This is a genomic window from Streptomyces sp. NPDC058665 (assembly GCF_042714995.1).
Lineage (GTDB): Bacteria > Actinomycetota > Actinomycetes > Streptomycetales > Streptomycetaceae > Streptomyces.
The window spans coordinates 79,591-105,222 of the sequence record NZ_JBHXRX010000003.1 but is presented as its reverse complement, the minus strand read 5'-3'; the positions used below and the strand labels follow the sequence as shown (position 1 = coordinate 105,222).

At 71.1% G+C, this 25,632-nt stretch carries 16 protein-coding genes and 2 pseudogenes; 11 read left to right on the top strand and 7 right to left on the bottom strand.

Annotation, left to right across the window (positions count from 1 at the left end; all coding sequences use genetic code 11):
• Positions 1 to 107: 107 nt before the first annotated feature.
• On the top strand, positions 108 to 518 hold the full coding sequence (locus ACFWV8_RS02835; protein ID WP_384197369.1) for a winged helix-turn-helix transcriptional regulator: 411 nt from the start codon (positions 108 to 110) through the stop codon (positions 516 to 518).
• On the opposite strand, the gene ACFWV8_RS02830 is transcribed toward ACFWV8_RS02835, so the two are convergent.
• Both ACFWV8_RS02830 and ACFWV8_RS02825 read right to left on the bottom strand, forming a co-directional pair.
• Positions 500 to 1,258 carry a sulfite exporter TauE/SafE family protein gene (locus ACFWV8_RS02830; RefSeq protein ID WP_384197367.1) on the bottom strand — a complete coding sequence of 253 codons (759 nt, stop codon included), beginning with the start codon at positions 1,256 to 1,258 and terminating at the stop codon, positions 500 to 502. The genes ACFWV8_RS02835 and ACFWV8_RS02830 overlap by 19 nt on opposite strands.
• Positions 1,259 to 1,363: 105 nt before the next feature.
• A complete protein-coding gene (locus tag ACFWV8_RS02825; protein WP_384197505.1) occupies positions 1,364 to 1,876 on the bottom strand; it encodes a pyridoxamine 5'-phosphate oxidase family protein in 513 nt (170 codons plus the stop codon).
• A 180-nt stretch (positions 1,877 to 2,056) separates the two neighbouring features.
• Between ACFWV8_RS02825 and ACFWV8_RS02820 the strand changes: the two genes are divergently transcribed.
• A complete protein-coding gene (locus ACFWV8_RS02820; protein WP_384197365.1) occupies positions 2,057 to 5,122 on the top strand; it encodes a bifunctional [glutamine synthetase] adenylyltransferase/[glutamine synthetase]-adenylyl-L-tyrosine phosphorylase in 3,066 nt (1,021 codons plus the stop codon).
• Here ACFWV8_RS02820 and ACFWV8_RS02815 read toward each other — a convergent pair.
• Positions 5,107 to 6,210 carry a phosphatase PAP2 family protein gene (locus ACFWV8_RS02815; protein ID WP_384197363.1) on the bottom strand — a complete coding sequence of 368 codons (1,104 nt, stop codon included), beginning with the start codon at positions 6,208 to 6,210 and terminating at the stop codon, positions 5,107 to 5,109. The genes ACFWV8_RS02820 and ACFWV8_RS02815 overlap by 16 nt on opposite strands.
• Before the next feature lie 122 nt (positions 6,211 to 6,332).
• Positions 6,333 to 7,364, bottom strand: a complete 1,032-nt coding sequence (locus ACFWV8_RS02810) for a LacI family DNA-binding transcriptional regulator (RefSeq protein ID WP_329388537.1) — start codon at positions 7,362 to 7,364, stop codon at positions 6,333 to 6,335.
• A gap of 384 nt (positions 7,365 to 7,748) precedes the next feature.
• Between ACFWV8_RS02810 and ACFWV8_RS02805 the strand changes: the two genes are divergently transcribed.
• From ACFWV8_RS02805 to ACFWV8_RS02770, 8 genes and pseudogenes are all read left to right on the top strand, one after another.
• Entirely contained in the window at positions 7,749 to 9,023 is a 1,275-nt protein-coding gene (locus ACFWV8_RS02805) for an extracellular solute-binding protein (protein WP_384197361.1), read from the top strand.
• 33 nt (positions 9,024 to 9,056) lie between these two features.
• Positions 9,057 to 10,070: a carbohydrate ABC transporter permease gene (locus tag ACFWV8_RS02800; RefSeq protein WP_384197358.1), complete on the top strand. Its 1,014-nt coding sequence runs from the start codon at positions 9,057 to 9,059 to the stop codon at positions 10,068 to 10,070.
• Positions 10,067 to 10,963, top strand: coding sequence for a sugar ABC transporter permease (locus tag ACFWV8_RS02795; protein ID WP_384197356.1), 897 nt, complete (start codon positions 10,067 to 10,069; stop codon positions 10,961 to 10,963). The genes ACFWV8_RS02800 and ACFWV8_RS02795 overlap by 4 nt, the downstream gene beginning before the upstream one ends.
• A 46-nt stretch (positions 10,964 to 11,009) precedes the next feature.
• A complete protein-coding gene (locus tag ACFWV8_RS02790; RefSeq protein WP_384197355.1) occupies positions 11,010 to 12,710 on the top strand; it encodes a glycoside hydrolase family 13 protein in 1,701 nt (566 codons plus the stop codon).
• Positions 12,695 to 13,756 (top strand): LacI family DNA-binding transcriptional regulator, encoded by a 1,062-nt coding sequence (locus ACFWV8_RS02785; protein ID WP_384197353.1) that lies wholly within the window; start codon positions 12,695 to 12,697, stop codon positions 13,754 to 13,756. The genes ACFWV8_RS02790 and ACFWV8_RS02785 overlap by 16 nt, the downstream gene beginning before the upstream one ends.
• 280 nt (positions 13,757 to 14,036) lie before the next feature.
• Positions 14,037 to 15,419, top strand: a pseudogene (locus tag ACFWV8_RS02780) (alpha-amylase family protein); the annotation flags it as partial.
• Between the two features lie 326 nt (positions 15,420 to 15,745).
• Positions 15,746 to 18,325 (top strand): annotated as a pseudogene (gene pulA / locus ACFWV8_RS02775) (pullulanase-type alpha-1,6-glucosidase); the annotation flags it as partial.
• Positions 18,326 to 18,361: 36 nt separating this feature from the next.
• Entirely contained in the window at positions 18,362 to 19,069 is a 708-nt protein-coding gene (locus tag ACFWV8_RS02770) for a DUF4230 domain-containing protein (RefSeq protein WP_384197351.1), read from the top strand.
• Between the two features lie 6 nt (positions 19,070 to 19,075).
• Here the strand turns inward: ACFWV8_RS02770 and ACFWV8_RS02765 are convergent, their stop codons facing one another.
• The gene (locus ACFWV8_RS02765) at positions 19,076 to 19,837 is read right to left on the bottom strand and encodes a TetR/AcrR family transcriptional regulator (RefSeq protein ID WP_384197349.1); all 762 of its coding nucleotides are present in this window, start codon (positions 19,835 to 19,837) and stop codon (positions 19,076 to 19,078) included.
• A gap of 52 nt (positions 19,838 to 19,889) precedes the next feature.
• Between ACFWV8_RS02765 and ACFWV8_RS02760 the strand changes: the two genes are divergently transcribed.
• On the top strand, positions 19,890 to 20,345 hold the full coding sequence (locus tag ACFWV8_RS02760) for a hypothetical protein (RefSeq protein WP_384197348.1): 456 nt from the start codon (positions 19,890 to 19,892) through the stop codon (positions 20,343 to 20,345).
• Between the two features lie 16 nt (positions 20,346 to 20,361).
• Here ACFWV8_RS02760 and ACFWV8_RS02755 read toward each other — a convergent pair whose 3' ends face one another.
• Both ACFWV8_RS02755 and ACFWV8_RS02750 read right to left on the bottom strand, forming a co-directional pair.
• Positions 20,362 to 22,326, bottom strand: a complete 1,965-nt coding sequence (locus tag ACFWV8_RS02755; protein WP_384197346.1) for a hypothetical protein — start codon at positions 22,324 to 22,326, stop codon at positions 20,362 to 20,364.
• A 110-nt stretch (positions 22,327 to 22,436) separates the two neighbouring features.
• Positions 22,437 to 25,580: an alpha-N-acetylglucosaminidase TIM-barrel domain-containing protein gene (locus ACFWV8_RS02750; protein ID WP_384197345.1), complete on the bottom strand. Its 3,144-nt coding sequence runs from the start codon at positions 25,578 to 25,580 to the stop codon at positions 22,437 to 22,439.
• Positions 25,581 to 25,632: the final 52 nt, after the last annotated feature.

Sequence of the window (25,632 nt, the reverse complement as noted above, 5' to 3'; positions counted from 1 at the left end):
CGCTCCCTGATCGGTGGTGATCGTGCCGCTCACGACCGAAATTAGGCGGCGCTACCGTGGGGCGGGAGTACGCACTTCAAAGTGCCCAGCGCACGCGGAGGAGAGCCATGACGACCCGTACCGCCGCCGAGCGGCGGGCCGACGCCCGGACCTCGCATCTGACCCGGGTCGCCGACTGTCCGACCAACCGGCTGCTGGAGCGCATCGGTGAGAAGTGGGTCTCGCTGGTTCTCAGGGAACTGGCCGGCGGACCGCGCCGCTATGGCGACCTCGCCCGTACGATCGCGAGCGCCAGCCCCAAGATGCTGACGCAGACGCTGCGCAGACTCGAACGCGACGGTCTGCTCTCGCGCACCGTCACCCCGGCCGTGCCGGTCCGGGTGGAGTACGCGCTCACGCCGCTGGGGCAGAGCCTGATGCCGGTGCTGTACGCCCTGTCGGGCTGGGCCGAGCGGAACATCGAACAGGTCGAGGCCGCACGGGAGTCGTACGACGTGGCTCAGCGCAGCAGCAGTTGAAGGCCGCCCAGCACCGTCGCGCCGATCACCAGCCGTTCGAAGACCCGTTGGTCGATACGGTCCACGCACAGCTTCCCGACGAGGGCGCCGGGCAGGACGAAGAACACCAGCAGCGCGTCCAGCACCAGCGAGTCGCGGTCGATCAGGCCGAGGCCCGCGCTGAAGGGCACCTTGGTGGTGTTGACGATCAGGAAGAACCACGCGGACGTCCCCAGGAAGCCGAGCTTCCGGAAGCCCGCCGACAGCAGGTACAGCGACATGACGGGCCCGCCCGCGTTGGCGACCATCGTCGTGAACCCGCCGAGCACCCCGTACGAGCGCGCCTTGACGCGCCCCTTGAGCGACGCCGAGTCCTGCGGGGTGTCCTCCTCCGGCGCGTAACGGCGCCGCCACATGGTGACGCCCGCCATCAGCAGGAGGATCGAGCCGATGGACACGCGTACGGCTCCGTCGTCGGCCCACAGCATGAAGACGGTCCCGACCACCACACCGGCGGCGACGGCCGGGAAGAGCCGCCACAGCGTCGGCCAGTGCGCGTGCCTGCGGTAGGTGAGCACCGCGATTATGTCGCCCACGATGAGGATCGGCAGGAGCACCCCGGTCGAATCACGGGCCGGGAGTACGGCGGCGAACACGGCGAGACTGACCGTGTTGGCGCCGCTGACCGCCGTCTTGGAGAAGCCGACGAGCGCGGCGGCGGCGGCGAGGGCGGCGAATTCCCAGATGCTGATCGTGTCCATGGCGATAACCCATGCTACGACCACGTGTCCAGGCCACCTCGGGCGAGCCGGGCCCCGCACCGCCGCCGCCGGGCGGGCACGATTCCCGCGCGCGCCCGCCGGCCGTCAGGTGAACTGCCAGCGGGTCTGGCTGTAGGGGGACTTGGCGAAGCCGAAGGCGGTGCGGGGGGTGACCCCGAACACCAGGGCCGGGCCGCCCGCGCCCACGAACGCGCCGTCCTTCACGTCGAAGTGCCAGACCGAGCCGTACTTCCGCTCCCACAGCGCCGCCAGTTCGCGCAGCCGCGCGTCGTCCGTCTCCGGGACCGCCTCGCCCTCGACCACCAGATCGTGGCCCTCGTTGAGCGTGTTCGTGCCGGTGGTGAGGACGACCTCGCGGTTGTGCTGGAGGTTCAGGACCTTCCGCTCCCGGTCTCCCGAGCTGAAGTACAGCGCGTCCCGTGACCAGACCGTCAGCAGCGGGGTGACATGCGGGCGGCCGTCGGGGCGTACGGTCGAGAGCCAGAAGATCTCGGCCTCCGCCAGCCGGGCCACGGCGTCGGCCCAGTCCTCCACGACGGCCGTCGGGTGGCTGTAGCGGTGGTCCAGGTGTGTGCTGGCCGGTTCCTTGTGCGCCATGGCGCGGTCCCTTCGGGTGAGGTCCTCTACGGCGGCGAGCGGGAGTACGCTCACGAGCCTTCCGTAAGTGATGACCGGCCGCGACACCAGAACTCATCGCCAGGCTGCCACCCCGGCCCCCTGCGAGTGACTCAGTACTAGGCTCGGGCCCGGACCCCGGGTGGACAGACGAAAGGCCGGATGACGGTGCAGGGACGCAGGAGCAGTACGTTCACCCGCCTGCTCCGGCACGGCTTCACCGACCCGTCCGCCGCCGAGGACCTGCTCGCCGTGCCCGAGATGGCCGCCGTACGCGGCGACTCCGTCCTCCTCGACGCGCTCGGCTCCACCGCCGACCCCGATCTCGCGCTGCGCGGCCTCGTCCGGCTGGCCGAGGCGCACGACAGCGACGACCGGCAGGTCCTGCTGGACACCCTGCTCGCCGCGAAACCGCTGCGGGACAGGCTGCTGGGCGTCCTCGGGGCGTCCGAGGCGCTCGGTGACCATCTGGCCAGGCACCCCGCCGACTGGCGGGTCCTCGTCACGTACGAGTCGACCGATCTGCACCCCGGCGTCGCCGAGTTCGAGACCGGGCTGGCCGACGCCCACGACGTCGACTCGCTGCGCGTCGCCTACCGCCGCTGTCTGCTCGCCCTCGCCGCCCGCGACGTCTGCGGCACGACCGACGTCGCGCAGACCGCCGCCGAACTCGCCGACCTCGCGACCGCCACACTCCGCGCCGCGCTCGCCATCGCCCGCACCTCCGCCCCCGAGGACGCGGCCCAGTGCCGTCTCGCGGTCGTGGCGCTCGGCAAGTGCGGCGGCCAGGAGCTGAACTATGTCTCCGACGTCGACGTCATCTTCGTCGGCGAGCCCGCCCACACCCTGGTGGCCGACCATCAGGCCGGCGAGACCGGCGACACGTCGAAGACCGAGGCCAAGGCTCTCCAGGCGGCCACCCGGCTCGCCGCCCACATGATGCGGATCTGCTCCGAGACGACCGCCGAGGGCACCATCTGGCCCGTCGACGCGAATCTGCGCCCCGAGGGCCGCAACGGCCCGCTCGTACGCACCCTCTCCAGCCATCTCGCCTACTACCAGCGCTGGGCCAAGACCTGGGAGTTCCAGGCCCTGCTCAAGGCCCGCGCCGTGGCCGGGGATCTCGCCCTCGGCAGGGACTACGTGGACGCCGTCTCGCCCATGGTCTGGCAGGCCGCCGACCGCGAGAACTTCGTGCCCGACGTACAGAAGATGCGCCGCCGGGTCGTCGACAACATCCCCGTGGGCCAGGTCGACCGGGAGCTGAAGCTCGGCCCCGGCGGGCTGCGGGACGTCGAATTCGCCGTCCAGCTCCTTCAGTTGGTGCACGGCCGCAGCGACGCCTCGCTGCGCAGCGGCAGCACGCTCGTCGCCCTGCGGGCCCTCGCCGCCGGCGGCTACGTCGGCAGGACCGACGCGGCGCAGCTCGACGAGGCGTACCGCTTCCTGCGCTCCATGGAGCACCACATCCAGCTGTTCCGGCTGCGCCGTACACATCTGGTGCCCGACGACGAGGCCGATCTGCGCCGGCTGGGCCGCACCCTCGGGCTGCGCACCGAACCGGTCGGCGAGCTCAACAGGGCCTGGAAACGGCACGCTTCGATGGTGCGGCGGCTGCACGAGAAGCTCTTCTACCGGCCGCTGCTCGACGCCGTGGCCCAGCTCGCCCCCGGCGAGACCAGGCTCAGTACGAAGGCGGCCGGCCAGCGCCTCGGAGCCCTCGGCTACGCGGACCCGGTGTCCGCGCTGCGGCATCTGGAGGCGCTGTCGTCCGGCGTGAGCCGTAAGGCCGCCATCCAACGGACCCTGCTGCCCGTGCTGCTGGGCTGGTTCGCGGACTCCGCCGACCCGGACGCCGGACTGCTCGGCTTCCGCAAGGTCTCCGACGCGCTCGGCAAGACCCCCTGGTATCTGCGGCTCCTGCGCGACGAGGGAGCCGCCGCCGAGAACCTCGCCCGGGTGCTGTCCGCCGGACGCCTCGCCCCCGACCTGCTGCTGCGTGCCCCGGAGGCGGTCGCCATCCTCGGCGATCCGAACGGACTCAGGCCGCGCGGCCGGGACCATCTGGAGCAGGAGATCCTGGCCGCCGTCGGCCGCGCCGAGACCGCAGAGATCGCCGTGGCCGTCACCCGAGGGGTCCGCCGCCGAGAGCTGTTCCGGACCGCCGCCGCCGACATCATCGGCTCCTACGGCACCGAGGAGAGCCCCGCGGAGGAGGATCCCGGCGCGCTCGTCGACCGGGTCGGCAACGCCGTCACCGACCTCAACTCCGCCACCCTGTCGGGGGCGTTGCGCGCCGCCGTGCGCCAGACCTGGGGCGACACCCTGCCCGCCAGGTTCGCGGTCATCGGCATGGGCCGCTTCGGCGGCCACGAGCAGGGCTACGGCTCCGACGCCGACGTCCTGTTCGTGTACGAGCCGCGCGAGGGCGTCAGCCACCACGAGGCGTCACGTGCCGCCGGCACCGTCATCTCCGAGATGCGCAGACTTCTCCAGCTCCCCACGTCCGACCCGCCGTTGATGATCGACGCCGATCTGCGCCCGGAGGGCAAGAGCGGCCCGCTGGCGCGCACCCTCGCCTCCTACGCCGCCTACTACCGCCGCTGGTCGCTGGGCTGGGAGAGCCAGGCCCTGCTGCGCGCCGAACCGATGGCGGGGGACGCGGAACTTGGCCGCGAGTTCATCGAACTCATCGACCCGCTGCGCTATCCCGCCAACGGTCTGAGCGAGGCCGCCGTACGCGAGATCCGCCGGCTCAAGGCGCGGATGGAGTCGGAGCGGCTGCCACGCGGCGCCGACCCCAACCTGCACACCAAGCTGGGCCGGGGCGGTCTTTCGGACGTCGAGTGGACGGTGCAGCTGATCCAGATGCGGCACGCCCGGGAGGTGCCCGGCCTGCGTACGACCCGTACGCGCGAGGCGCTGGCCGCCGCACGGAGCGCGGGTCTGATCTCCGAGGAGCACGCCCATGTCCTCGACGAGGCCTGGGTGCTGGCGACCCGGGTGCGCAACGGTGTGATGCTCGTACGGGGCAGGGCGGGCGACACCTTCCCGTCGGACGGCCGTGAACTGGCCGCCATGGGGCGGTACTTGGGCTACGGCCCCGGGTCGATGGCGCCCGGCCCCTCCCCGTACAACGGGCACACCGGCGACATGATCGACGATTATCTGCGGACCACCCGCCGGGCTCGCGCGGTGATGGACGAGCTGTTCTACGGAGCGGTCTGAGTGGTCTGTGTGGTCGGTGCGGAGGGCCCGCCCTGGGGCGGAGGGCCGTGCGGGCTGGACGGCGCTTGTCGCGGGGACGGCGGGGTCCTGGCGGCCTGTCCGGTCCTGGGGATCTGGGCGGGCGGGGCGGGCTGAGCCGTGGTGGCCGCCTGCCCGGCGGGCTCCTGCGCGGATCCCGTGCCCGGCTGAGCCTGTGGGCCGGTACCCGGTCGCCGGAGCCACCGCCGCCGTCCCGGCCGTCCGTCGTCCTCGATCAGCAGAGGCAGCTGGTGAGGGAGCGCCCGGTACCAGACGTAACTGACGCCGAAGCCGAACGCCAGGCAGATTATGCCGCCCACCGCGTCCAGCCAGAAGTGGTTCGCGGTGGCGACGATCACGATCAGCGTCGCCGACGGGTAGAGCAGTCCGAGGATCTTCACCCATGGCGTCCTGGCCAGGGCGAAAATGGTCAGCCCGCACCAGAGCGACCAGCCGATGTGCATCGACGGCATCGCCGCGAACTGGTTGGACACGTTCTTGAAGTTGCCCGATGCCATCGAGCCCCAGGTCTCGTGGACCTGCACCGTGTCGATGAAATTCTGCCCGTTCATCAACCGGGGCGGCGCGAGCGGATACAGATAGTAACCGACCAGTGCCGCGCCTGTAGTCGCGAAGAGGGCGAGCCGACTGGCCGCGTAACGGCCCGGATGACTGCGGTAGAGCCAGACCAGCACGGCGATCGTGACGATGAAATGGAGCGTCGCGTAGTAGTAGTTCATCGCGACGACAAGCCATGTCACCGAATTCACGGCATGGTTGACGCTCTCCTCGAAGGCGAGACCCATGGAACGCTCTACGTCCCAGATCCAGTCCGCGTTGTGCAGGGCCTGGGCCTTCTGCTCGGGCGCCGCGTTACGGACCAGTGAGTACGTCCAGTAACTCACCGCGATCAGCAGGATTTCGAACCAGAGGCGAGGGTGCCGGGGCGACCTCATCCGGCGCAGCCGGCCCGACCGGGACCCCGGGCCGGACGCGTCGGCCGTCGCACCCGCGGGGGGTGTCGGCGGGGCCGTCGTGCCTTCCGGAATCTTCACGGTCGTTTCACCCATGGAGAGAGAGTCTGCCAGATTTCCGCCTTCGACCGATCATCCCTCGGGTGGGTCCTGAACGCACGCGCTACGCCTTGGGGACGACTCCGAGACCCCTACTCAGGGCCGGTTTCCCTGGGGGATCACCCCACGGGGCCCGGCGCCGGACCGGAGGCGGTTGAACCGCGAACGACCAGTTCCGGCATGAAGACGAACTCGCTGTGCGGAGCCGGTGTCCCCCCGATCTCCTCCAGGAGCGTACGGACAGCGGCCTGGCCCATCGACGGCACCGGCTTGCGGATGGTGGTGAGCGGCGGGTCCGTGAACGCTATGAGCGGCGAATCGTCGAAACCGACGACGGACACCTCGCGCGGCACGTCCTTGCCGAGCTGTCTGGCGGCGCGGATCGCGCCCAGCGCCATCATGTCGCTCGCGCACACCACCGCCGTGCAGCCCCGCCCGATGAGCGCCGTCGTCGCCGCCTGGCCGCCCTCCAGTGTGTACAGGGAGTGCTCGATCAGCTCCTCCGTCTCCTCGGAGTCCAGCCCGAGCTGCTCACCCATGGTCGCGCGGAAGCCCTCGATCTTGCGCAGCACCGGCACGAACCGCTTCGGTCCGACGGCGAGACCGATCCGGCGGTGGCCCAGCGAGACGAGATGCGTCACCGCCAGCCGCATCGCCGCCCGGTCGTCCGGCGAGATGAACGGCGCGCGCACCTGGGGCGAGAAACCGTCGACGAGGACGAACGGCACACCCTGGGCGCGCAGTTGCTCGTAGCGCCGCATGTCCGCCGAGGTGTCGGCGTGCAGCCCGGAGACGAAGATGATGCCGGAGACGCCCCGGTCGACCAGCATCTCCGTCAGCTCGTCCTCGGTGGAGCCGCCGGGGGTCTGCGTCGCGAGGACGGGCGTATAGCCCTGGCGCGTCAGTGCCTGGCCGATGACCTGGGCGAGCGCGGGGAAGATCGGGTTCTCCAGCTCGGGCGTGATCAGTCCGACGAGGCCGGCGCTGCGCCTGCGCAGCCGCACGGGGCGCTCGTAGCCGAGGACGTCGAGTGCGGCGAGTACGGATTCGCGGGTGGCCGTGGCAACACCCGGCTTGCCGTTCAGTACGCGGCTGACCGTCGCTTCGCTGACCCCCGCCTGGGCTGCGATGTCGGCTAGCCGTGCGGTCATGGGAGTGGACTGTACCGGGCGTCTGCCGGGATTGCCCACCATGCGCCTGAATCAGCCATGGGCACCGACCGGACGGTCGGCGCCGAAGGACTTGCAGTGCCTTGCGGGACCATCATCGGCAAGATCTTGCAATGCCTTGCGAGACGGCTCCGCCGGAGCGCGGCACGCGTACGCCTGGCCGATATCGGCTTACGGGGAGCGCACTTGCCAGCCGGCGCACTCCCCGTCAAGAACCCTTGTGGCAACTGTGAGGACACGCGAATGTAACGATCAAGGATGCTTGCAAGAATCTTCCGCAAGCTCTTTCGGCCTTCTTTCATCCTTGTTACCTTCACGTCGACCCGGCGCCGCGACGGAGCGGTACGGCAGTTGAAGGAGTTTCAGATGCGACGTGGCATAACGGCCACCGCCCTGGTCGCGACCCTGGCGCTCGCGGCGACCGCCTGCGGCGGCGACGACGAGGAGTCCGCGGGCAAGTCGGGCTCGGGCGAGCTCACGGGAACGGTCACCTGGTGGGACACCTCAACGGTGGGCAGTGAGGACAAGGTCTTCAAGAAGCTCGCCGAGGACTTCGAGGCCAAGCACAAGGGTGTTGACGTCAAGTACGTCAACGTGCCGTTCGGCGAGGCGCAGAACAAGTTCAAGAACGCCGCGCAGTCCGGCTCCGGCGCGCCCGACGTCATCCGCTCCGAGGTCGCCTGGACGCCCGAGTTCGCCGATCTCGGCTACCTCGCGCCGCTGGACGGCACGCCCGCGCTGAAGGACGAGAAGGACTTCGTACCGCAGGCCGCCGCCTCCACCAGGTACGACGACAAGACGTACGCCGTCCCGCAGGTCATCGACTCCCTCGGCATCTTCTACAACAAGAAGCTCTTCAAGGAGGCCGGGGTCGAAGTCCCCAAGACCATCGCCGAGTTGAAGACGGTCTCGAAGACCATCAAGGACAAGACAGGCAAGACCGGGATGTATCTGCGCGGCGACGACGCGTACTGGTTCCTGTCGTTCCTCTACGGCGAGGGCGGCGACCTGGTCAACGCCAAGGACAAGACGGTCACCGTCGACAGCCCGGCCGGCGTCAAGGCCATGGAGGTCGTGAAGGACCTCGTCGACTCCGGCGCCGCCAAGACGGACGCCACCGACGGCTGGGAGAACATGCAGGCCGCCTTCAAGGACGGCGACGTGGCCATGATGATCAACGGCCCGTGGGCGATCGCCGACACCTACGCCGGACCGCAGTTCAAGGACAAGACCAACCTGGGCGTCGCCCCCGTGCCCGCCGGCTCGGCCGGCCAGGGCGCCCCGCAGGGCGGCCACAACCTCGCCGTCTACGCGGGCTCCAAGAACCTGGACGCCTCGTACGCGTTCATCGAGTACATGTCCTCCGCCGAGTCCCAGGCTCGGATCACCACCGAGCTCAACCTGCTGCCGACCCGTACCTCGGTCTACTCGCGGCCCGAGGTCGCGGAGAACGAGATCGTCGGCTTCTTCAAGCCCGTTGTCGACAAGGCCATCGAGCGCCCCTGGATCCCGGAGACCGGCAGCCTGTTCGCCCCGCTGGTGACGGAGTACACGAAGGTCCTCACCGGCCAGACCACCCCCGAGAAGGGTGTCAAGGCGACCGGCGACTCCTACCGCGAGCTGCTCAAGGGCTGGAAGTAAGACGGAGCGAGAGGAAGGAAGGCAGGCCGGCTGATGGCTGTCCACACCGGCCAGTCGGTGGCGAAGGCCGCGGGTGACTCGGAAGTCGCCCGCGGCCGGAGCCGCGGCACTGGCAAACCCCCCGGCGGGCTGCGGCGTTCGCTCGCGACGCACTGGTACGCCTGGGCCATGGTCGCCCCCGTGGTGGCCGTGATCGGCGTGATCGTCGGATACCCGCTGGTCCGCGGCGTCTATCTGTCGCTGACCGACGCGAACGAACGCAACGTCGAGCGGAACATCGGCGTCAACCACCTGCCCGCCACCTACGAGTTCGTCGGGCTCGACAACTACGCCGACGCCCTGACGGGCGGTCAGTTCCTCTCCACGCTCGGCTGGACGCTGGTGTGGACCGTCTCCTGCGTCGGTCTCACCTTCGTCCTCGGCCTCACCCTGGCCAATATTCTCAACCGCCGGATCGCGGGCCGCTCCGTCTACCGGATGATGCTCATCCTGCCGTGGGCGGTCCCTGGCTTCGTCTCCGTCTTCGCCTGGCGCTTCCTCTACAACGAGGACCGCGGCTTCCTCAACAAGCTGCTCGCCGGCGGCGGCATCGACGCCGTGCCGTGGCTCAACGACCCGACCTGGGCCAAGTTCTCGGTCATCGCCGTGAACATCTGGCTCGGCGTGCCCTTCATGCTGGTGGCCCTGCTCGGCGGACTCCAGTCCATCCCGGGGGAGATGTACGAGGCCGCCGAGATGGACGGCGCCGGCCCCTGGCAGCGCTTCCGGCACATCACCATGCCCGGCCTCAGGTCCGTCAGCGCGACCGTGATCCTGCTCAGCACCATCTGGACGTTCAACATGTTCCCGGTGATCTTCCTGCTGACCAGGGGCGGACCCGGCGAGGCCACCCAGATCCTGGTGACCCAGGCGTACAAGTTCTCCTTCGAGATCAGCCCACGCGACTTCGCCCAGTCGTCCACCTGGGGCGTACTGATCCTCGTCCTTCTGATGATCTTCGCCGTGGTCTACCAACGAGCCCTCCGCAAGCAGGGAGATACCTGGTGACCGCCGTGACACATACGCAGCCGGAGACACCGGCCGCCCCCGCGCGGCCGACCGTGAAGGTACGGCGCCGCGGCGACCGGTCCAGGGCCGCGTCCGCCGGCCTGCACGCCACCCTCGTCGTGGCGTCCGTCATCGCCGTCTTCCCCGTGCTGTGGGTCCTGCTGACATCGCTGAAGCCCGCCGCGTACGCGACGACGACGGACTTCTTCAAAGAGACGACGTTCGAGAACTACACCAAGCTGCTGGACGACACCCCGTTCCTCACCTGGTTCGGCAACTCGCTGCTGATCGCCGGATTCACCACCGTGCTGGGCGTGTTCATCGCCGCCACCACGGGCTACGCCGTCAGCCGCTTCCGCTTCCCCGGCAAACGCGGCCTCATGTGGACCCTGCTGGTCACGCAGATGTTCCCGATGGCGGTCCTCATCGTGCCGCTCTACAACATCATGTCGGACCTGGGACTGCTCAACCAGGCCGCCGGACTGGTGATCACGTACCTCACGATCGCCGTGCCGTTCTGCGCCTGGATGATGAAGGGGTTCTTCGACACCATCCCGCGCGAGATCGACGAGTCGGGCATGGTCGACGGGCTGACCCCGTTCGGTACCTTCTGGCGGCTGATCCTGCCGCTCGCCAAGCCCGGTCTGGCGGTCACCGCGTTCTACTCCTTCGTCACCGCCTGGGGCGAAGTGGCGTACGCCTCCGCCTTCATGGTCGGCGACGAGAACCTCACCCTCGCCGGCGGGCTGCAGAAGTTCGTCAACCAGTACGGCGCCCAGTGGGGTCCGATGACGGCGGCGTCCGTGCTCATCGCGATACCCGCGGCGATCGTCTTCCTCTTCGCGCAGCGCCATCTGGTGACCGGTGTCTCCGCCGGGGCCGTCAAGGGCTGACGACGCCTTCCCCCGCCCCTTTCCACCCAGAACCCCCAGGGACGACATGACCCAGCACCTCGCTGCCCCCTCCACCGGCACGTCCGACGACGCCCCGGCCCACCGCTCAGGCTGGTGGCAGGACGCGGTGATCTACCAGGTCTATCCACGCAGCTTCGCCGACTCCAACGGCGACGGCATGGGCGATCTCGAAGGCGTACGGAGCCGGCTGCCGTACCTGCGCGCGCTGGGTGTCGACGCCGTCTGGCTCAGCCCGTTCTACGCCTCACCGCAGGCCGACGCGGGCTACGACGTCTCCGACTACCGCGCCATCGACCCCATGTTCGGCTCCCTCCTCGACGCGGACGCGCTCATCCGCGACGCCCACGAGCTGGGCCTGCGTGTCATCGTCGACGTGGTGCCCAACCACTCCTCCGACCAGTACGAGTGGTTCCGCCGCGCCCTCCAGGACGGCCCGGGATCGGCGCTGCGCGAGCGCTACCACTTCCGTCCGGGCAAGGGCGCCACCGGCGAACTCCCGCCCAACGACTGGGAGTCCATCTTCGGCGGCCCCGCCTGGACCAGGACCACCGACCCGGACGGCACCCCCGGCGAGTGGTATCTGCACCTCTTCGCCCCCGAGCAGCCCGACTTCAACTGGGAACACCCCGCCGTCGCCGACGAGTTCCGCTCCATCCTGCGCTTCTGGCTCGACATGGGCGTCGACGGCTTCCGCGTCGACGTCGCCCACGGACTGGTGAAGGCCCCGGGGCTTCCCGACATCGGCAGCGACGGCCAGGTCAAGCTGCTCGGCAACGAGATCATGCCGTTCTTCGACCAGGACGGTGTGCACGAGATCTACCGCAGCTGGCGCACCATCCTCGACGAGTACCCCGGCGACCGGATCGCCGTCGCCGAGGCCTGGACGCCCACCGTCGAGCGCACCGCGAACTACGTGCGCCCCGACGAGATGCACCAGGCCTTCAACTTCCAGTATCTGAGCACCTTCTGGGACGCCGCCGCGCTCCGCGACGTCATCGACACCTCGCTCGCCGCGATGCGCCCCGTCGGCGCCCCCACCACCTGGGTGCTCTCCAACCACGACGTCACCCGGCACACCACGCGCTTCGCCCACCCCGTCTCCCTCGGCACCCAGCTCCGGGACGCGGGCGACCGCGGACTCGGACTGCGCCGGGCCCGCGCGGCGACGCTGCTGATGCTCGCCCTGCCCGGCTCCGCCTACCTCTACCAGGGCGAGGAGCTGGGGCTGCCCGACGTCACCGACCTCCCCGACGAGGCCAGGCAGGATCCCTCGTACTTCCGCGCCGCCGGCCAGGACGGCTTCCGCGACGGCTGCCGGGTGCCGATCCCATGGACCCGGGAGGGCAGCTCGTACGGCTTCGGCGCCGGCGGCAGCTGGCTGCCGCAGCCCGCGGGCTGGGGCGCGCTGAGCGTCGAGGCACAGACGGGCGTGGCGGGCTCCAGCCTGGAGCTGTACCGAGCGGCCATCGCCGCGCGCCGCGCGCACCCCGGGCTCGGCGCCGGGGCGTCGGTCGACTGGCAGGACTCGCCGCAAGGGGTGCTCGTCTTCGCCCGCCCCGGCTTCCTCTGCACGGTCAACACCACCGGCGCGCCGGTCCGGATCCCGGTGCGCGGGCGCCTGCTGCTGGCCAGCGGTCCCGGCACCGTCACCTTCGACGCCGGTCCCGGCGCCATGGAGACCGAGGCCGAGCTGCCCGCCGACACGACGGTGTGGTGGACGGTGTGACGCTGTCCCTCCCCAGGCCGGGAGCCGGTACGCCACGGCTCTCCGACATCGCGGGACAGGCAGCGGTCAGCGAGGCGACGGTCAGCCGGGTGCTCAACGGCAAGCCGGGCGTCGCCGACACCACACGCCAACGGGTGCTCGCCGCGCTCGACATCCTCGGGTACGAGCGTCCCGTACGGCTGCGGCAGCGCAGCGCGGGGCTGATCGGTCTGGTGACCCCGGAGCTGATCAACCCGATCTTCCCGGCGTTCGCCCAGGCCGTCGAACAGGTCCTGGCCGGACACGGCTACACCCCGGTCCTCTGCACCCAACTGCCGGGCGGGGCAACGGAGGACGAACTGGTCGAGCAGCTCGTGGAGCGCGGCGTCGGCGGCATCGTCTTCCTGTCGGGGCTGCACGCGGACACCTCGGCCGACCCGGCACGCTACGCCGAACTCATCCACCGCGGCGTGCCGTTCGTCATGATCAACGGCTGCAACGACCGGGTCAGCGCGCCGTTCGTGTCCCTGGACGACCGGGCGGCGATGCGGATGGCCGTCGGGCATCTGGCCGATCTGGGGCACCGGCGGATCGGTCTGGCGACGGGCCCGCTGCGCTATGTGCCCTCCGCGCGCAAGCGTGATGGCTTCGTGGACGCGCTGGCCCGCACGCTGGGGCTGGCGCGCGAGGAGGCCGAAGGCTGGGTGTGCTGCACGCTGTTCAGCGTGGAGGGCGGCCAGGTGGCGGCCGGCGCCCTGCTCGACCGGGGCTGCACGGGCATTGTCTGCGGCAGCGACATGATGGCGCTGGGCGTGGTGCGGGCCGCCCGCGAGCGGGGGCTGCGCGTCCCGTACGACGTGTCGGTGGTGGGCTTCGACGACTCGCAGCTGATCGCCTTCACCGACCCGCCGCTCACGACGGTCCGCCAGCCGGTACAGGCGATGGCGGGTGCGGCGGTGAGCGCCCTGCTGGAGGAGATCGGCGGAAGTCCCGTGCAGCGTACGGAGTATGTGTTCCAGCCGGAGCTGGTCGTACGGGGGTCGACGGCGGGGGCGCGAAACGCCTGAGGGGTGAGCGGTGTGTGCGGTGTGCCGTACGGGGGCGGCGCGCCGCAAAGTCTTGCGGAAGGCTTTGCGGGTTGTTCCGCACGTCAACGGTGCCGGTATTTCACCGGTGTTACCCCGTGGTGTCCAGAGGGTTGACCGGGCGGGGCGGGCCTCGTACGGTCTGCTCGCGACAAGCTTTTGCTTTCTTGCAGCAAGAACCTTCAAGAGCCTTGAGGGCGGGGCCCGTTGCCCTGCGAGGTCTCTGCCCGATCCCCGCACCTCCCCCCACGCAGGAGGAAACATGGCCCGCAGAGCTCCCTCCCTCGCCCTCGCCCTGGTGGCGGGCGCGGCGGCCCTCGTCGCCCCCGGAAGTACCGCCCAGGCGGCGCCTCCCGGCGAGAAGGACGTCACCGCCGTCCTCTTCGAGTGGCGCTTCGACTCCGTCGCCCGTGCCTGCACCGACAGCCTCGGCCCGGACGGGTACGGCTACGTCCAGGTCTCCCCGCCCCAGGAGCACATCCAGGGCGGCCAGTGGTGGACCTCGTACCAGCCCGTCAGCTACAAGATCGCCGGCCGCCTCGGCGACCGGGCCGCGTTCCAGAACATGGTCAGCGCCTGCCACGCCGCCGGGGTCAAGGTCGTCGCCGACACCGTCATCAACCACATGTCGGCCGGCTCGGGCACCGGCACCGGAGGCACCTCGTACGCCAAGTACGAGTACCCCGGCATCTATTCGGGCGCCGACATGGACGACTGCCGCTCACAGATCAACAACTACGGCGACCGGGGCAACGTCCAGAACTGCGAACTCGTCGGGCTCGCCGACCTCGACACCGGCGAGGACTACGTACGCGGCCGGATCGCCGCCTACCTGAACGACCTGCGCTCGCTCGGCGTGGACGGCTTCCGGATCGACGCCGCCAAGCACATGCCGGCCGCGGACCTCGCCAACATCAAGTCACGGCTGAGCGATCCGAACGTGTACTGGAAGCAGGAGGCCATCTACGGCGGCGGCGAGGCCGTGTCGCCCGCCGAGTACCTGGGCACCGGAGACGTACAGGAATTCCGCTACGGCCGCAGCCTGAAGCAGGTCTTCCTCAACGAGAACCTGGCCTATCTGAAGAACTTCGGCGAGGGCTGGGGCTTCATGGAGAGCGGCAAGTCCGCCGTCTTCGTGGACAACCACGACACCGAGCGCGGCGGCGACACCCTCAACTACAAGAACGGCGCCACCTACACGCTGGCCAACGTCTTCATGCTGGCCTACCCGTACGGCTCGCCCGACGTGCACTCCGGCTACGAGTTCAGCGACCACGACGCCGGACCTCCCAACGGCGGCACCGTGAACGCCTGTTACTCCGACGGCTGGAAGTGCCAGCACGACTGGCGCGAGATCTCCTCCATGGTCGGCTTCCGCAACGCGGCGCGCGGCCAGGCGGTTACCGACTGGTGGGACGACGGCGGCGACCGGATCGCCTTCGGGCGCGGTTCCAAGGCGTACGTGGCCATCAACTACACCGGCTCCTCGCTCAGCCGGACCTTCCAGACGTCGCTGCCGGCCGGTGGTTACTGCGACGTGCAGAGCGGCAACGGCGTCACCGTGAACGGCTCGGGCCAGTTCACGGCGACCCTCGGCGCCAACACGGCGATCGCCCTGCACGCCGGTGCCCGCACCTGCGGCGGCTGACGCCCGTACGACACCCGGCGGACAGGACCTACCCACCCCCTAGGGGGTGTCTTGTCGATCTTGCCGGGCTCGCGGGGTCTGGTGCCGCGCCTCGCCGCGTTGTCGTCAGTCGCCGACGCTCCGCGTCGGCTCCTTCCTCCTTCTTGCGATCCACGACACCAGACCCCGCTCCCTGATCCGGCCTGACCGACAAGACACCCCCTAGGAGATCCCGCGTGATACGCCCGTCCCTGCCCGCCTTCCCGCGCAGAGCGGCCGTGGCCGTCCTGGCCGCGGCCCTCTGCGCGGCCCTGGTGCCCGCGCTGCCGGCCGCCGCCGCCGTACCCGCGCCCGATCTCGGCAAAGCCGATGCACAGTGGATCGACCGCTCCACCGTCGTCTGGAAGGTGAAGGCCACCGAGGCCACCAGCCAGCAGCTCGTGTACGCGCCGGACGGCGGCATCACCGTCGAGAAGGGCGCGCTGTCCGAGGAAGGGCAGCGGCTGCGGCTCGCCCCGGGAGAGCTGACCGACGCGCAGAAGGCCACGTACCCCCATCTGAAGGACTATCCGGCCTTCACCGTCGACCCGCGCGACCGGGACAGGGTGAGGGAATCGCTGCGCGGCCAGCTCATCGCCACCCAACGGGCCGCCAACGGTGCGCTGTTGGCGGCGACCGGCGTACAGATCCCCGGTGTGCTCGACGACCTGTACGCAGCCTCCGCGACGCGCGCCTCGCTCGGCCCCGTCTTCCGGGAGGGCCGCCCCACTCTGTCGGTGTGGGCACCCACGGCGAAGCGCGTCGCGCTCGAACTCGACGGGAAACGCGTGGCGATGCGGCGCGACGACCGCAGCGGCGTGTGGTCCGCCGACGGCCACCGGAGCTGGGCGGGCAAGCCCTACCGCTATGTGGTCGACGTCTGGGCGCCGAGCGTACGGAAGATGGTCACCAACAAGGTCACCGACCCGTACTCGACCGCCCTGACCACCGACTCGGCCCGCAGCCTCGCCGTCGACCTCACCGACCCGAAGCTCGCGCCCAAGGGCTGGTCGAGCCTGAAGAAGCCCGCGGCCGTCCCGATGCGCGACGCGCGGATCCAGGAGCTGCACATCCGCGACTTCTCGATCGCGGACCGCACCTCGGACCACCCCGGCCGCTATCTCGCCTTCACCGACACCCGGTCGAAGGGCATGAAGCAGCTCGCCCAACTGGCCGACGCGGGTACCTCCTACGTCCATCTGCTGCCCGCCTTCGACATCGGCACGATCCCGGAGAAGCCGTCCGACCAGCAGCAGCCGGGCTGTGACCTGTCCGTGTACGCCCCCGACTCCGACGAGCAGCAGGCGTGCGTCGCGAAGGCGGCGGCGAAGGACGGCTTCAACTGGGGCTACGACCCGCTGCATTACACGGTGCCCGAGGGCTCGTACGCCAGTGACCCCGAAGGCACGAAGCGAACGGTGGAGTTCCGGCGGATGGTGCGGGGCATCAACGGCACCGGGCTGCGCACCGTGATGGACGTCGTCTACAACCACACCGTGGCGAGCGGTCAGGACCCCAAGTCCGTACTCGACCGGATCGTGCCCGGCTACTACCAGCGGCTGCTCGACGACGGCACCGTGGCCACGTCCACCTGCTGCGCCAACACCGCGCCCGAGAACGCCATGATGGGCAAGATCGTGGTGGACTCGATCGTCACCTGGGCGAAGGAGTACAAGGTCGACGGCTTCCGCTTCGACCTGATGGGCCATCACCCCAAGGCCAACATCCTCGCCGTACGCGAGGCGTTGGACGCCCTGACCCTCGCCAACGACGGGGTCGACGGGAAGTCCGTCGTCCTCTACGGCGAGGGCTGGGACTTCGGCGAGATCGCCGGCGACGCGCGCTTCGTCCAGGCCACGCAGAAGAACATGGCGGGCACCGGCATCGCGACCTTCTCCGACCGGGCGCGCGACGCCGTACGCGGCGGTGGCCCCTTCGACGAGGACCCCGGGGTCCAGGGCTTCGCATCCGGACTCTTCACCGACCCCAACTCCTCGTCGGCGAACGGCACTCCGGCCGAGCAGCGGGCCAGGCTGCTGCACTACCAGGACCTGATCAAGGTCGGACTCACCGGCAATCTCGCCGGCTACTCCTTCACCGACAGCGCGGGCCGCACCGTCAAGGGCTCCGAGGTCGACTACAACGGCGCGCCCGCAGGTTACGCCGCGGCGCCCGGCGATGCCCTCGCCTACGCCGACGCGCACGACAACGAAAGCCTCTACGACGCCCTGGCCTTCAAGCTCCCGCGCACCACACCGGCCGCCGACCGGGCCAGGGCGCAGGTGCTCGCCATGGCGACCGCGGCGCTCACCCAGGGCCCCTCGCTCTCGCAGGCGGGGACTGACCTGCTCCGTTCCAAGTCGCTGGACCGCAATTCGTACGACAGCGGCGACTGGTTCAACGCGATCAACTGGGACTGCCGGGACGGCAACGGCTTCGGGCGCGGTCTGCCGCCCGCCGCCGACAACGAGGACAAGTGGCCCTACGCCAAGCCCCTGTTGGGGACGCACGGTATCGCTCCCGGCTGTGCGGAGATCTCGGGCGCCTCGGCCGCGTACCGGGACTTGCTGAGGATCCGCACCACGGAGGCGGCCTTCCGGCTCTCCTCCACCGGCGCGGTCCAGTCCGCGCTCTCCTTCCCGCTCTCCGGGCCCGACGAGACGCCGGGCGTCATCACGATGCGCCTCGGAGAGCTGGTGGTGGTCTTCAACGCCAGGCCGGACACGACGCGCCAGCGGGTCGAAGGGCTCGCAGGCCGGGCGTACGGGCTGCACCCGGTACAGGCGGGCGGTGCGGACGCCACGGTCAAGAAGGCGGCGTACGAGGCGAGTTCGGGCACCTTCGAGGTCCCGGGACGGACGGTGGCGGTCTTCCGGGGCCGGTGAGGGTGTGAACCCCGGCGGACGGGTAATCCGGTAGGCATGACGTCCACCGACGTGAAACCAGATCCTGAGCAGAGTCAGGGCAGGACCCGCGGGTCCCGCGGGGCGGGAATGCCCTGGTGGCTCAAGCTGCCCGCCGGGCTCGTGGTGCTTGTCCTGCTGCTCGGGATCGGCAGCAGGCTCGATCTCGTCCCCGGATTCGACGACGTGTTCGGCGAGAAGACGGAGGACCGCACCGGGCCGACCCTTCTCAAGTCCATCCAGGACCTCAGCCAGTACCAGGCAGCGTCCGGGAACTTCCAGGTGGTGGTGGATCTGGAGAAGGACGCCAAGTTCCTCCCCGACACCATCAAGGGGAGCCGCACGCTCTATGTGGGCGCCGGCAGCGTGGGGTCGTACGTGGACCTCGGCGCGGTCGGCGACGAGAACGTCAAGGTCAACGAGGAGCGGACCACCGCGACACTGCGGCTGCCGCACGCCCGGCTCGGCAAGGCGACACTGGACGCCGACCGCTCGTACGCCGTCTCCAAACAGCGGGGGCTGCTCGACCGGCTCGGTGACTTCTTCTCCGACAACCCGGCCGACGAGCGCGCCGTAAACAAGCTCGCCGCCCAGCACATCCAGGAGGCCGCCAAGGACAGCGGACTGACGGAGCGGGCCGAGAAGAACACCACCAGCATGCTGGAAGGTCTGCTCACCTCCCTCGGCTTCAAGGAAGTGACGGTGGTGTACGGGTCGCCGGGCTGACCCGCACTACGCCATGCGCGCGGCGGGCAGCGGCGACGCCGCCGCCTGTGCCGCTTCCGTTGTCCGGGCCGCCGGCAGCATGGAGGCCAGCCCCGTCAGACGGGTCACCAGATCGCCGAACGGGCCGCCCGGCGGCTCGTCGGCGAGGACCGGCAGCAGAATGCGCGCCATCTCGTCGTCGTACGCCGCGCTCACCGCGGCCAGCGCGGCGAAGTCGTGCACGAGCTGCAACTCCAGTTCGCCGCGCGGGATCCGGCGGCCGTCCAGCCACAGCAGGGCCGTGGACTCGGCGAGCGAGACCCAGGAGCGTACGACCAGTTCCAGCCGGGGCGGCGGGGACTGGACGGCGAGGTGGGAGAGGATCTGCTCGTACGCCGCCTGCCGCACCTCGTCGATCATGGCGTTGGCGGTGGACGACCCCACGGCGGGGCCGCCGCGCATCAGCGCGAAGAACCCGGGGCCGTGCTCGTCCACGAAGTCGAAGAAGCGCGTCATGACGCGCAGCAGCCGGGCGCCGAGCGGCCCTTCGTGCGGCTCGGCGAAGCGCTCGGCCAGATCGTCGGCGGCCCGCCGCAACGCGGCCTCGTACAGAGACTGCTTGCCCGGGAAGTAGTGGTAGACGAGCGGCCGGGAGATGCCGGCGGCCGCCGCGATCTCGTCGATGGAGACATGATCGGGCGAGCGGTGGCTGAACAGTTCCAGCGCGACACCGATCAGTTGCTGGCGTCGCTCTTCGACGCCCATTCTGCGTCGGACCCCGGTCGTCATATGAACAGCCTAACCGTCGGTGGCTGAAGCCTGTCGGTTACGCTCGCCGACCATGAGCACATCTGACCAGGAGAAGGTCACCGAAACGCCGGAATCGGAGCCGGAGTCCGGGACCAAGGGGGAGCCGGTCGAAGCCGATGCGGAGGAGGACGACCACGAAGCCGGCGACGAGGACGAGGACGACCACGAAGACGGGGACCACGACGAGAATGACGAGGACGACCACGACGAGGATGACGAGGATGATGACGGCGCCCTCACCCCGCGCCAGGCCCGCCGTCTCCGCGTCGCCGTCGCCTCGGTCCTGCTGGTCGCCATGGCCGCGCTGTTGGGCGTACGGCTCTCCAACCGCGGCTCCGTCCTCGTCGTCGGCCTCTACGGATTGGCCATGATCGTCTGCGGCGTCGTCATCGAACTCAGCAGGCACGGCCGCACCCGTCTGGCCACCTGGCTGCTCGGCGCCGGCCTCGTCGCCACACTCGCCATCGACTGGCTGCTCCTGCCCTGAGCCGCGCCCCCGGCCCTCACCGCAGCGCGCCCACCCGCCTGCCGTCGGCCAGCAGGCCGTCCAGCTCCGCCCGGTCGCCCGGCCTCGCCGGTACCGCGAGCACCCGGCCCCGCGCGTCACCCGTGACACCGCCCGTCGCACGGACGGACCGGAACTGCTCGCTGCCGGCGGCCAGTACGTACCACCGGCCGCCACGCGACTTCCACAGCACCCCCGCGAGCACGGAGGGCTCACGCGCGCCGCACGCCGACGAGCCCGACGACCGCGCGGCGACCGCCCCCGGCCGCGGCGTCCCGGCCTTCGCCGTCGGCGGCTGGAACTGCGCCAGCACTCTGTTCTCCGTCCCCCGCCATGTCTCCGCGCGGGTGCACACCCACGTCGCGCCGCCGTTGGACTCGGGCAGGCTCTGGCTCGCGTACTGCCAGGAGTTCACCGTCCGCACGCCGTGCGAGCGCACCGCGGGCAGCAGACACGCCGTTCGCGCCCAGGCGGCCCGCGCCGCGCTCCCCGACACGTCGACCGGCGCCGACGGGGGGCCCGACGTCAGCCGCGCGGGCGTGAGTTCGCCGAGGTCGGACAGCAGCCGTACGGCGCTCGCGTCCTTCCCGGTCACCTCCAGCACGTCCCACGCCCCGCACTCCGTCCTCTCGCCGGGTGCCGGCAGAGGATCGGTCACCCCGTCCGCGCCTCGCCGCAGCGGCCGGGCGTCACCGGCCGGATCGAGCAGATCCCGCACGGACGTCCCCCGCACCCAGGGGGCGGTCAGATAGCGCACGTTGCCGTCCGTGCGCGCGGCGACCAGGGCGTACGTGGCGGGTGCCGCGCCCGGCGCGGTGTCGGCCGCCGCCCCGTCGACCCGGGCGAAGTCCAGCGCCACGGGGCCGGTGCCGGTGCGGGGTTCCGCGTACCGGGCGATCCGCAGCCCGTCGTACAGCAGCACCACCCGTGCCTGGTCGACCTCGCCCGCGTACAGCAACTGCGCCGGTCCCATCGGCGGCCCCACGGGCGTGGCCGGTGTGGAGGAGACCCGCACCGATGTACCCGGTCTGGCCCAGACCGCCAGCGCCCGGCGCAGCAGCGGCCGGTCGTCGGCGAGCGCGCCGCGCGTGGGCCACACGGAGAAGTCGGTCCGTGCGGAGGTACGCCACGCGTCCTGGGAGACGCGTCGTACCTTCGCCGGGTCGATCGCCGCCTCGGCGGCGGCATTGCGGGTGTACGGCGGGGCCGCGGCGCCGTTCGCGCCCCAGCCGTCGCCGGGCAGCCCGAGGAGCGTGCCGCAGACGGCCACGGCGGCGACCCCCGCGACCGCCGCCCGCGCGTGCTGGCGCCGGCGCAGCAGATCGGTGGGGCGGGCCTGGAGCGAACAGGGGTCGTACTCCGGGGACTCCAGCAGCGCGACGCCCTCCGTACCGATGCCGTCGGCCTCCGCGAGCGCCGCGTGCGGGTCGGCCACCCCACAGTCGGCGAGCAGCCGGCGCACGTCCGGGTCGGACAGCCCTTCCAGGCCCCTCAGTACGAAGGCGGCCCTGGCGCCGCCGGAGAGGGCCGACAGGCGCTGGTCGAGTGCGAGTTCGTCGGCGCCGCCGGAGCGCGGGAACAGCCGCAGTCCCCACACGTGCGGCAGCAGCGGCGGCAGCTGGGCGCGCCGGGGCCACGCGAGACGGCGCAACGGCCGCCCCGCGTCGAGCGCCTGCCGCAGCACCCGGGAACGTACGTAGGCGTATCCGCCGTCGGGCGTGGCCGGCGTGGCAGGCGTGCGGTTGTGCGGCAGGGAGCGCTGGACGACGGCGTGCGCGGTCAGCACGCGGCGGTTCCGCCCGAGGGCGGGAGGCAGCACGAGATAGGCGAGCCGCACCAGCCGCTGATAGTGCTCGACGAGGGCTGCCTCGGCCTGCTCCACGTCGATGGGCGCGGGAGCGGAGCCGGGGGGAGTGGGAGCTGCGGCGGTCGCGGAGGCCGTTGCGGCGTCGGGTGGAGGCACATTCAGCAGAACGAGCGATTCGTCGGATGGTCACCCCGAACGACCGCAACTCCCTTGCCGGGCCGGGGAATTCGGGGTGCCGGTCGTCGCCCCCTGCCGGGCTCCCGGCGCTACTTGCCCGCAGCGCTCCCGCCCGAGACCGCCCAGTCGCCGAACTCCACCGTGCCCCGCAGCCCGCTGCTCCCGTTCGTCGCGCTCATGAACAGGCCCACGTCCTGGACCCCCGCCGCGCCCGGCACCCGCACCGCGGCGACCGTGCGCCAGGTCGCCCCGGCATCCGTCGAGCACGCGCCCGTGAACCGGCCCCCGGACCGCGTCAGCCGCAGCAGCACCGGTGCGGTGACGCCGGTGACGCGCTGGTACGCGTCCAGCGTGCCGTCGCCGGTTGTGTCGTACGAGAGCACGACGCCGTTCGACGGCGTCACCGCCAGGTTGACGATGCCGGGTGAGCCGGCCGTCGCGAGGCTGTCGCGGACGATGATGCCCGCGCGGGCCCACGCCCCGGTGTTCTCCTGCGAGTCCACGCGCACCGTCACGCTCACCCCGTCCGCGAACGCGCCTCCTACGAAGGCCACGCCGAACTGCGTCGTCGCCCGCCACAGGTCCTGACCGCCGCCGTTGATCGCGTAGCGGTTGTCCAGCTGCCCGAAGACCGCGCCGTTGTTGCTGTACGTGTGCCACCCGGCGGCGAGCGGCCCGGCGACGTACACCGCGCCCCGCTGGACGGTCCGCACGCGCTCCTCGCCGCTCGGCCCGAACCGCAGCGCCAGTTCGTACGGCAGCGGGCGCAGCGGCACCGTGAGCGGTTCGGCGGGTGCCGTCACCGACCAGGAGACGGACCCGGTGCCGGCCGGGCCGACGGCGGAGAGCCGGGTCGGACCGTCCGGCCGGGCGTCGGGTCCGGTCAGGGCGAATTCGACGGGGCCGGTGCCGCGCAGGCCGTTGGCGTTCTTGAAGTCCGCCTTCACCGTGCCCGTACTGCCCGGTGCGAAGGCGATCGGGTCGGCCGTGACGCTGACCGTGCCCTGGTACGGGGCGGTGGCCAGGGTGTCCCGTACGCGCAGCGCCGTCCGGTACGCGTCCCCCGTCGCCCGTACCGGATAGCTCCCGCGCCCCCGGGTCCACGCCTCCTCGTCCACGTACCAGTCGAACGTCTTCGGCTCCCGCCCGGCGGCCAGCGCGTCGGTCAACTCGTCCAAGTAGGTCTGCCACTGCGGCAGATGGACGTCGGCGAGCAGGCCCTGCCAGTCGCGGTTGGCGTAGTTGCTCAAGTGTCCGGCCGCCGACCGGTCCGCCCACGTGGTGATCAGCGTGCGCGCCGTCCACTCCAGCGTCGCTGCCTCCGCCGGGGCGGTCGCCAGCCGTTTGGCGTCCTCCAGCCACGGCCCCAGCAGGAACGAACGGTGGCACCCCGCCACCGTGTCGCTCAGCCGCATCAGCTTCAGCCACAGCGCGGCCAGCGCGCGGAACGTCGCGGCGTCGCCTCCTTGGAAGGCGCCGCGCAACTGCGGCAGCAGCAGCCGGGAACGGTTGGCGAGCGCCTGCCTGGCCAGCTCCGTCACATCGTGCCGGTACGCGTCCGAGCCGCGCAGCTCCTCCCGTACACCGAGCAGCGAACCGAAGGCCTTGTCGAACTCGGCGGTGTCGAAGGCTGTTCCCACGGAGGAGGTGAGGGAGGGCCGGCGCGAGAAGAGGGAGTCGACGGGGCGGCCGTCGGTGGTCGTCAGCCGGTACGCCGTCGCCGCGAGCACACCGAAGGCGTCCCGCGCGGCGCTGTCCTCGCCGCCGTACCGCAGATCGGCGTACGCCCGGAACCAGCCCGCGCGGTCGACCGCCTCCTCCCGCCACGCCAGTTCGCTGAACAGCTCGAAGGCGGCCGGGTCGCGCTCGGTGGCCTCCGGCATGTACGCCGTCCCGACGAGCGCGCTGCCCGGCTTGTCGCGCCAGGCCGTGAACCGCTCTGTCCAGCGGTCGGAGTTGGCGCCCAGCGTGGTGCGCCCGCCGAAGTTCGGGATGGTGCCGAAGGCGTACGGCGCGCCGCCCCAGTCCCGCTCGCGGTCGGTCACCGAGTCCAGGTCGGACAGGCCGTCCACGATCAGCACGCGGTCGGTGTCGATGGCGTCGAGCAGGGCCGGCACGGGGTTGGTCTGCCAGCCGAGGATCACCCACGTCGCGTCGGGGCGTGCCTTGTGGAGCGAGGTCTCGACCGCGCGGGCCGCGTCGGGCACCGGTACGTCACCGGCGTCGCCGCCCTCGTGCAGCAGGTCCATCTTGAAGTGGTCCACCTCGCCGAAGAGGTCGCTCTGGTGCCGGTAGAAGGCGGCGGCTACATCGGCGAAGACGGGCGTGCGCGGATCGAGCCAGTCGGGGCGCGGCAGCCCGTTCCACATGCCCTGGGGCACGGTCCGCGCGCCGGGGTTGCGGGCGGCGAAGCCGGCCGGGACGGTGCCGAAGTAGCCGGGGAGCACGGGGGCCATGCCCAGCTCGCGCATCCGGTCGGTGATCCGCCGGCCGAGCCCCGCGCGGCGCGCGACCAGCTCGGGGGAGAGCGGGCCGCCGTACGCGCTCATGTTCTGGAGCAGCCACCAGGGCTGGTGGGAGGGCGCGGGCAGCCAGGTGCGGGCCTCGGTGTCGGTGTAGCCGAAACCGGTCAGCAGCCGGTGGTAGACGGCCTCCTGACCGGTGGTGACCAGGACCTCGTTGCAGCCGTGCAGGGCGAGGACGTCGAGCAGGCGCTCCCAGTGCGGCCAGTCGGCGTACGGGGCGGTGTACCCGTCGTGGGTGTCGTTGAGGGCGAACCGGTGCCGTACGGTCGCCGAGCGCTCCAGCGGGCGGCGGGGCGCGGGAAGCGTGGCGGGCAGGTCGAGTTGGCCGCCCGACCAGCTGATGTGGGCGCCGCACGTGTACTTCAGATACCAGTGCACCCCGGTGAGCAGGACGCCGGCGTCGGTGCCCGACACCTCGATCCGTCCGGCGGACCCGGCGACGCGGAACCGCTCGGGGCCGCCCACCACTTGGAAGCGGAACTGGTTCGCGTGGCGGGGGAGCAGTCGGCCCACGGCGGCGCGGGCGGCGTTGGTGGCGGCCGTGGCGGCTGTCGCGGTGGCCGTCGTGGCGGCGCCGGAGGCGGAGGGGCGGGCCGCGGCTACGGAGGGCGCGGCCAGCGCCACGCCGACTCCTACCGCCCCGGCGCCGGCCAGCACCGCTCGTCTGGAGGGAGCGGCGGGAGGGACGGGACTCGGCAGCTCGGTCATCGGCGGTCCTCTTCCTCGGTTGCTGGTTTCCTCGGTCACTGGTGTGACGTCA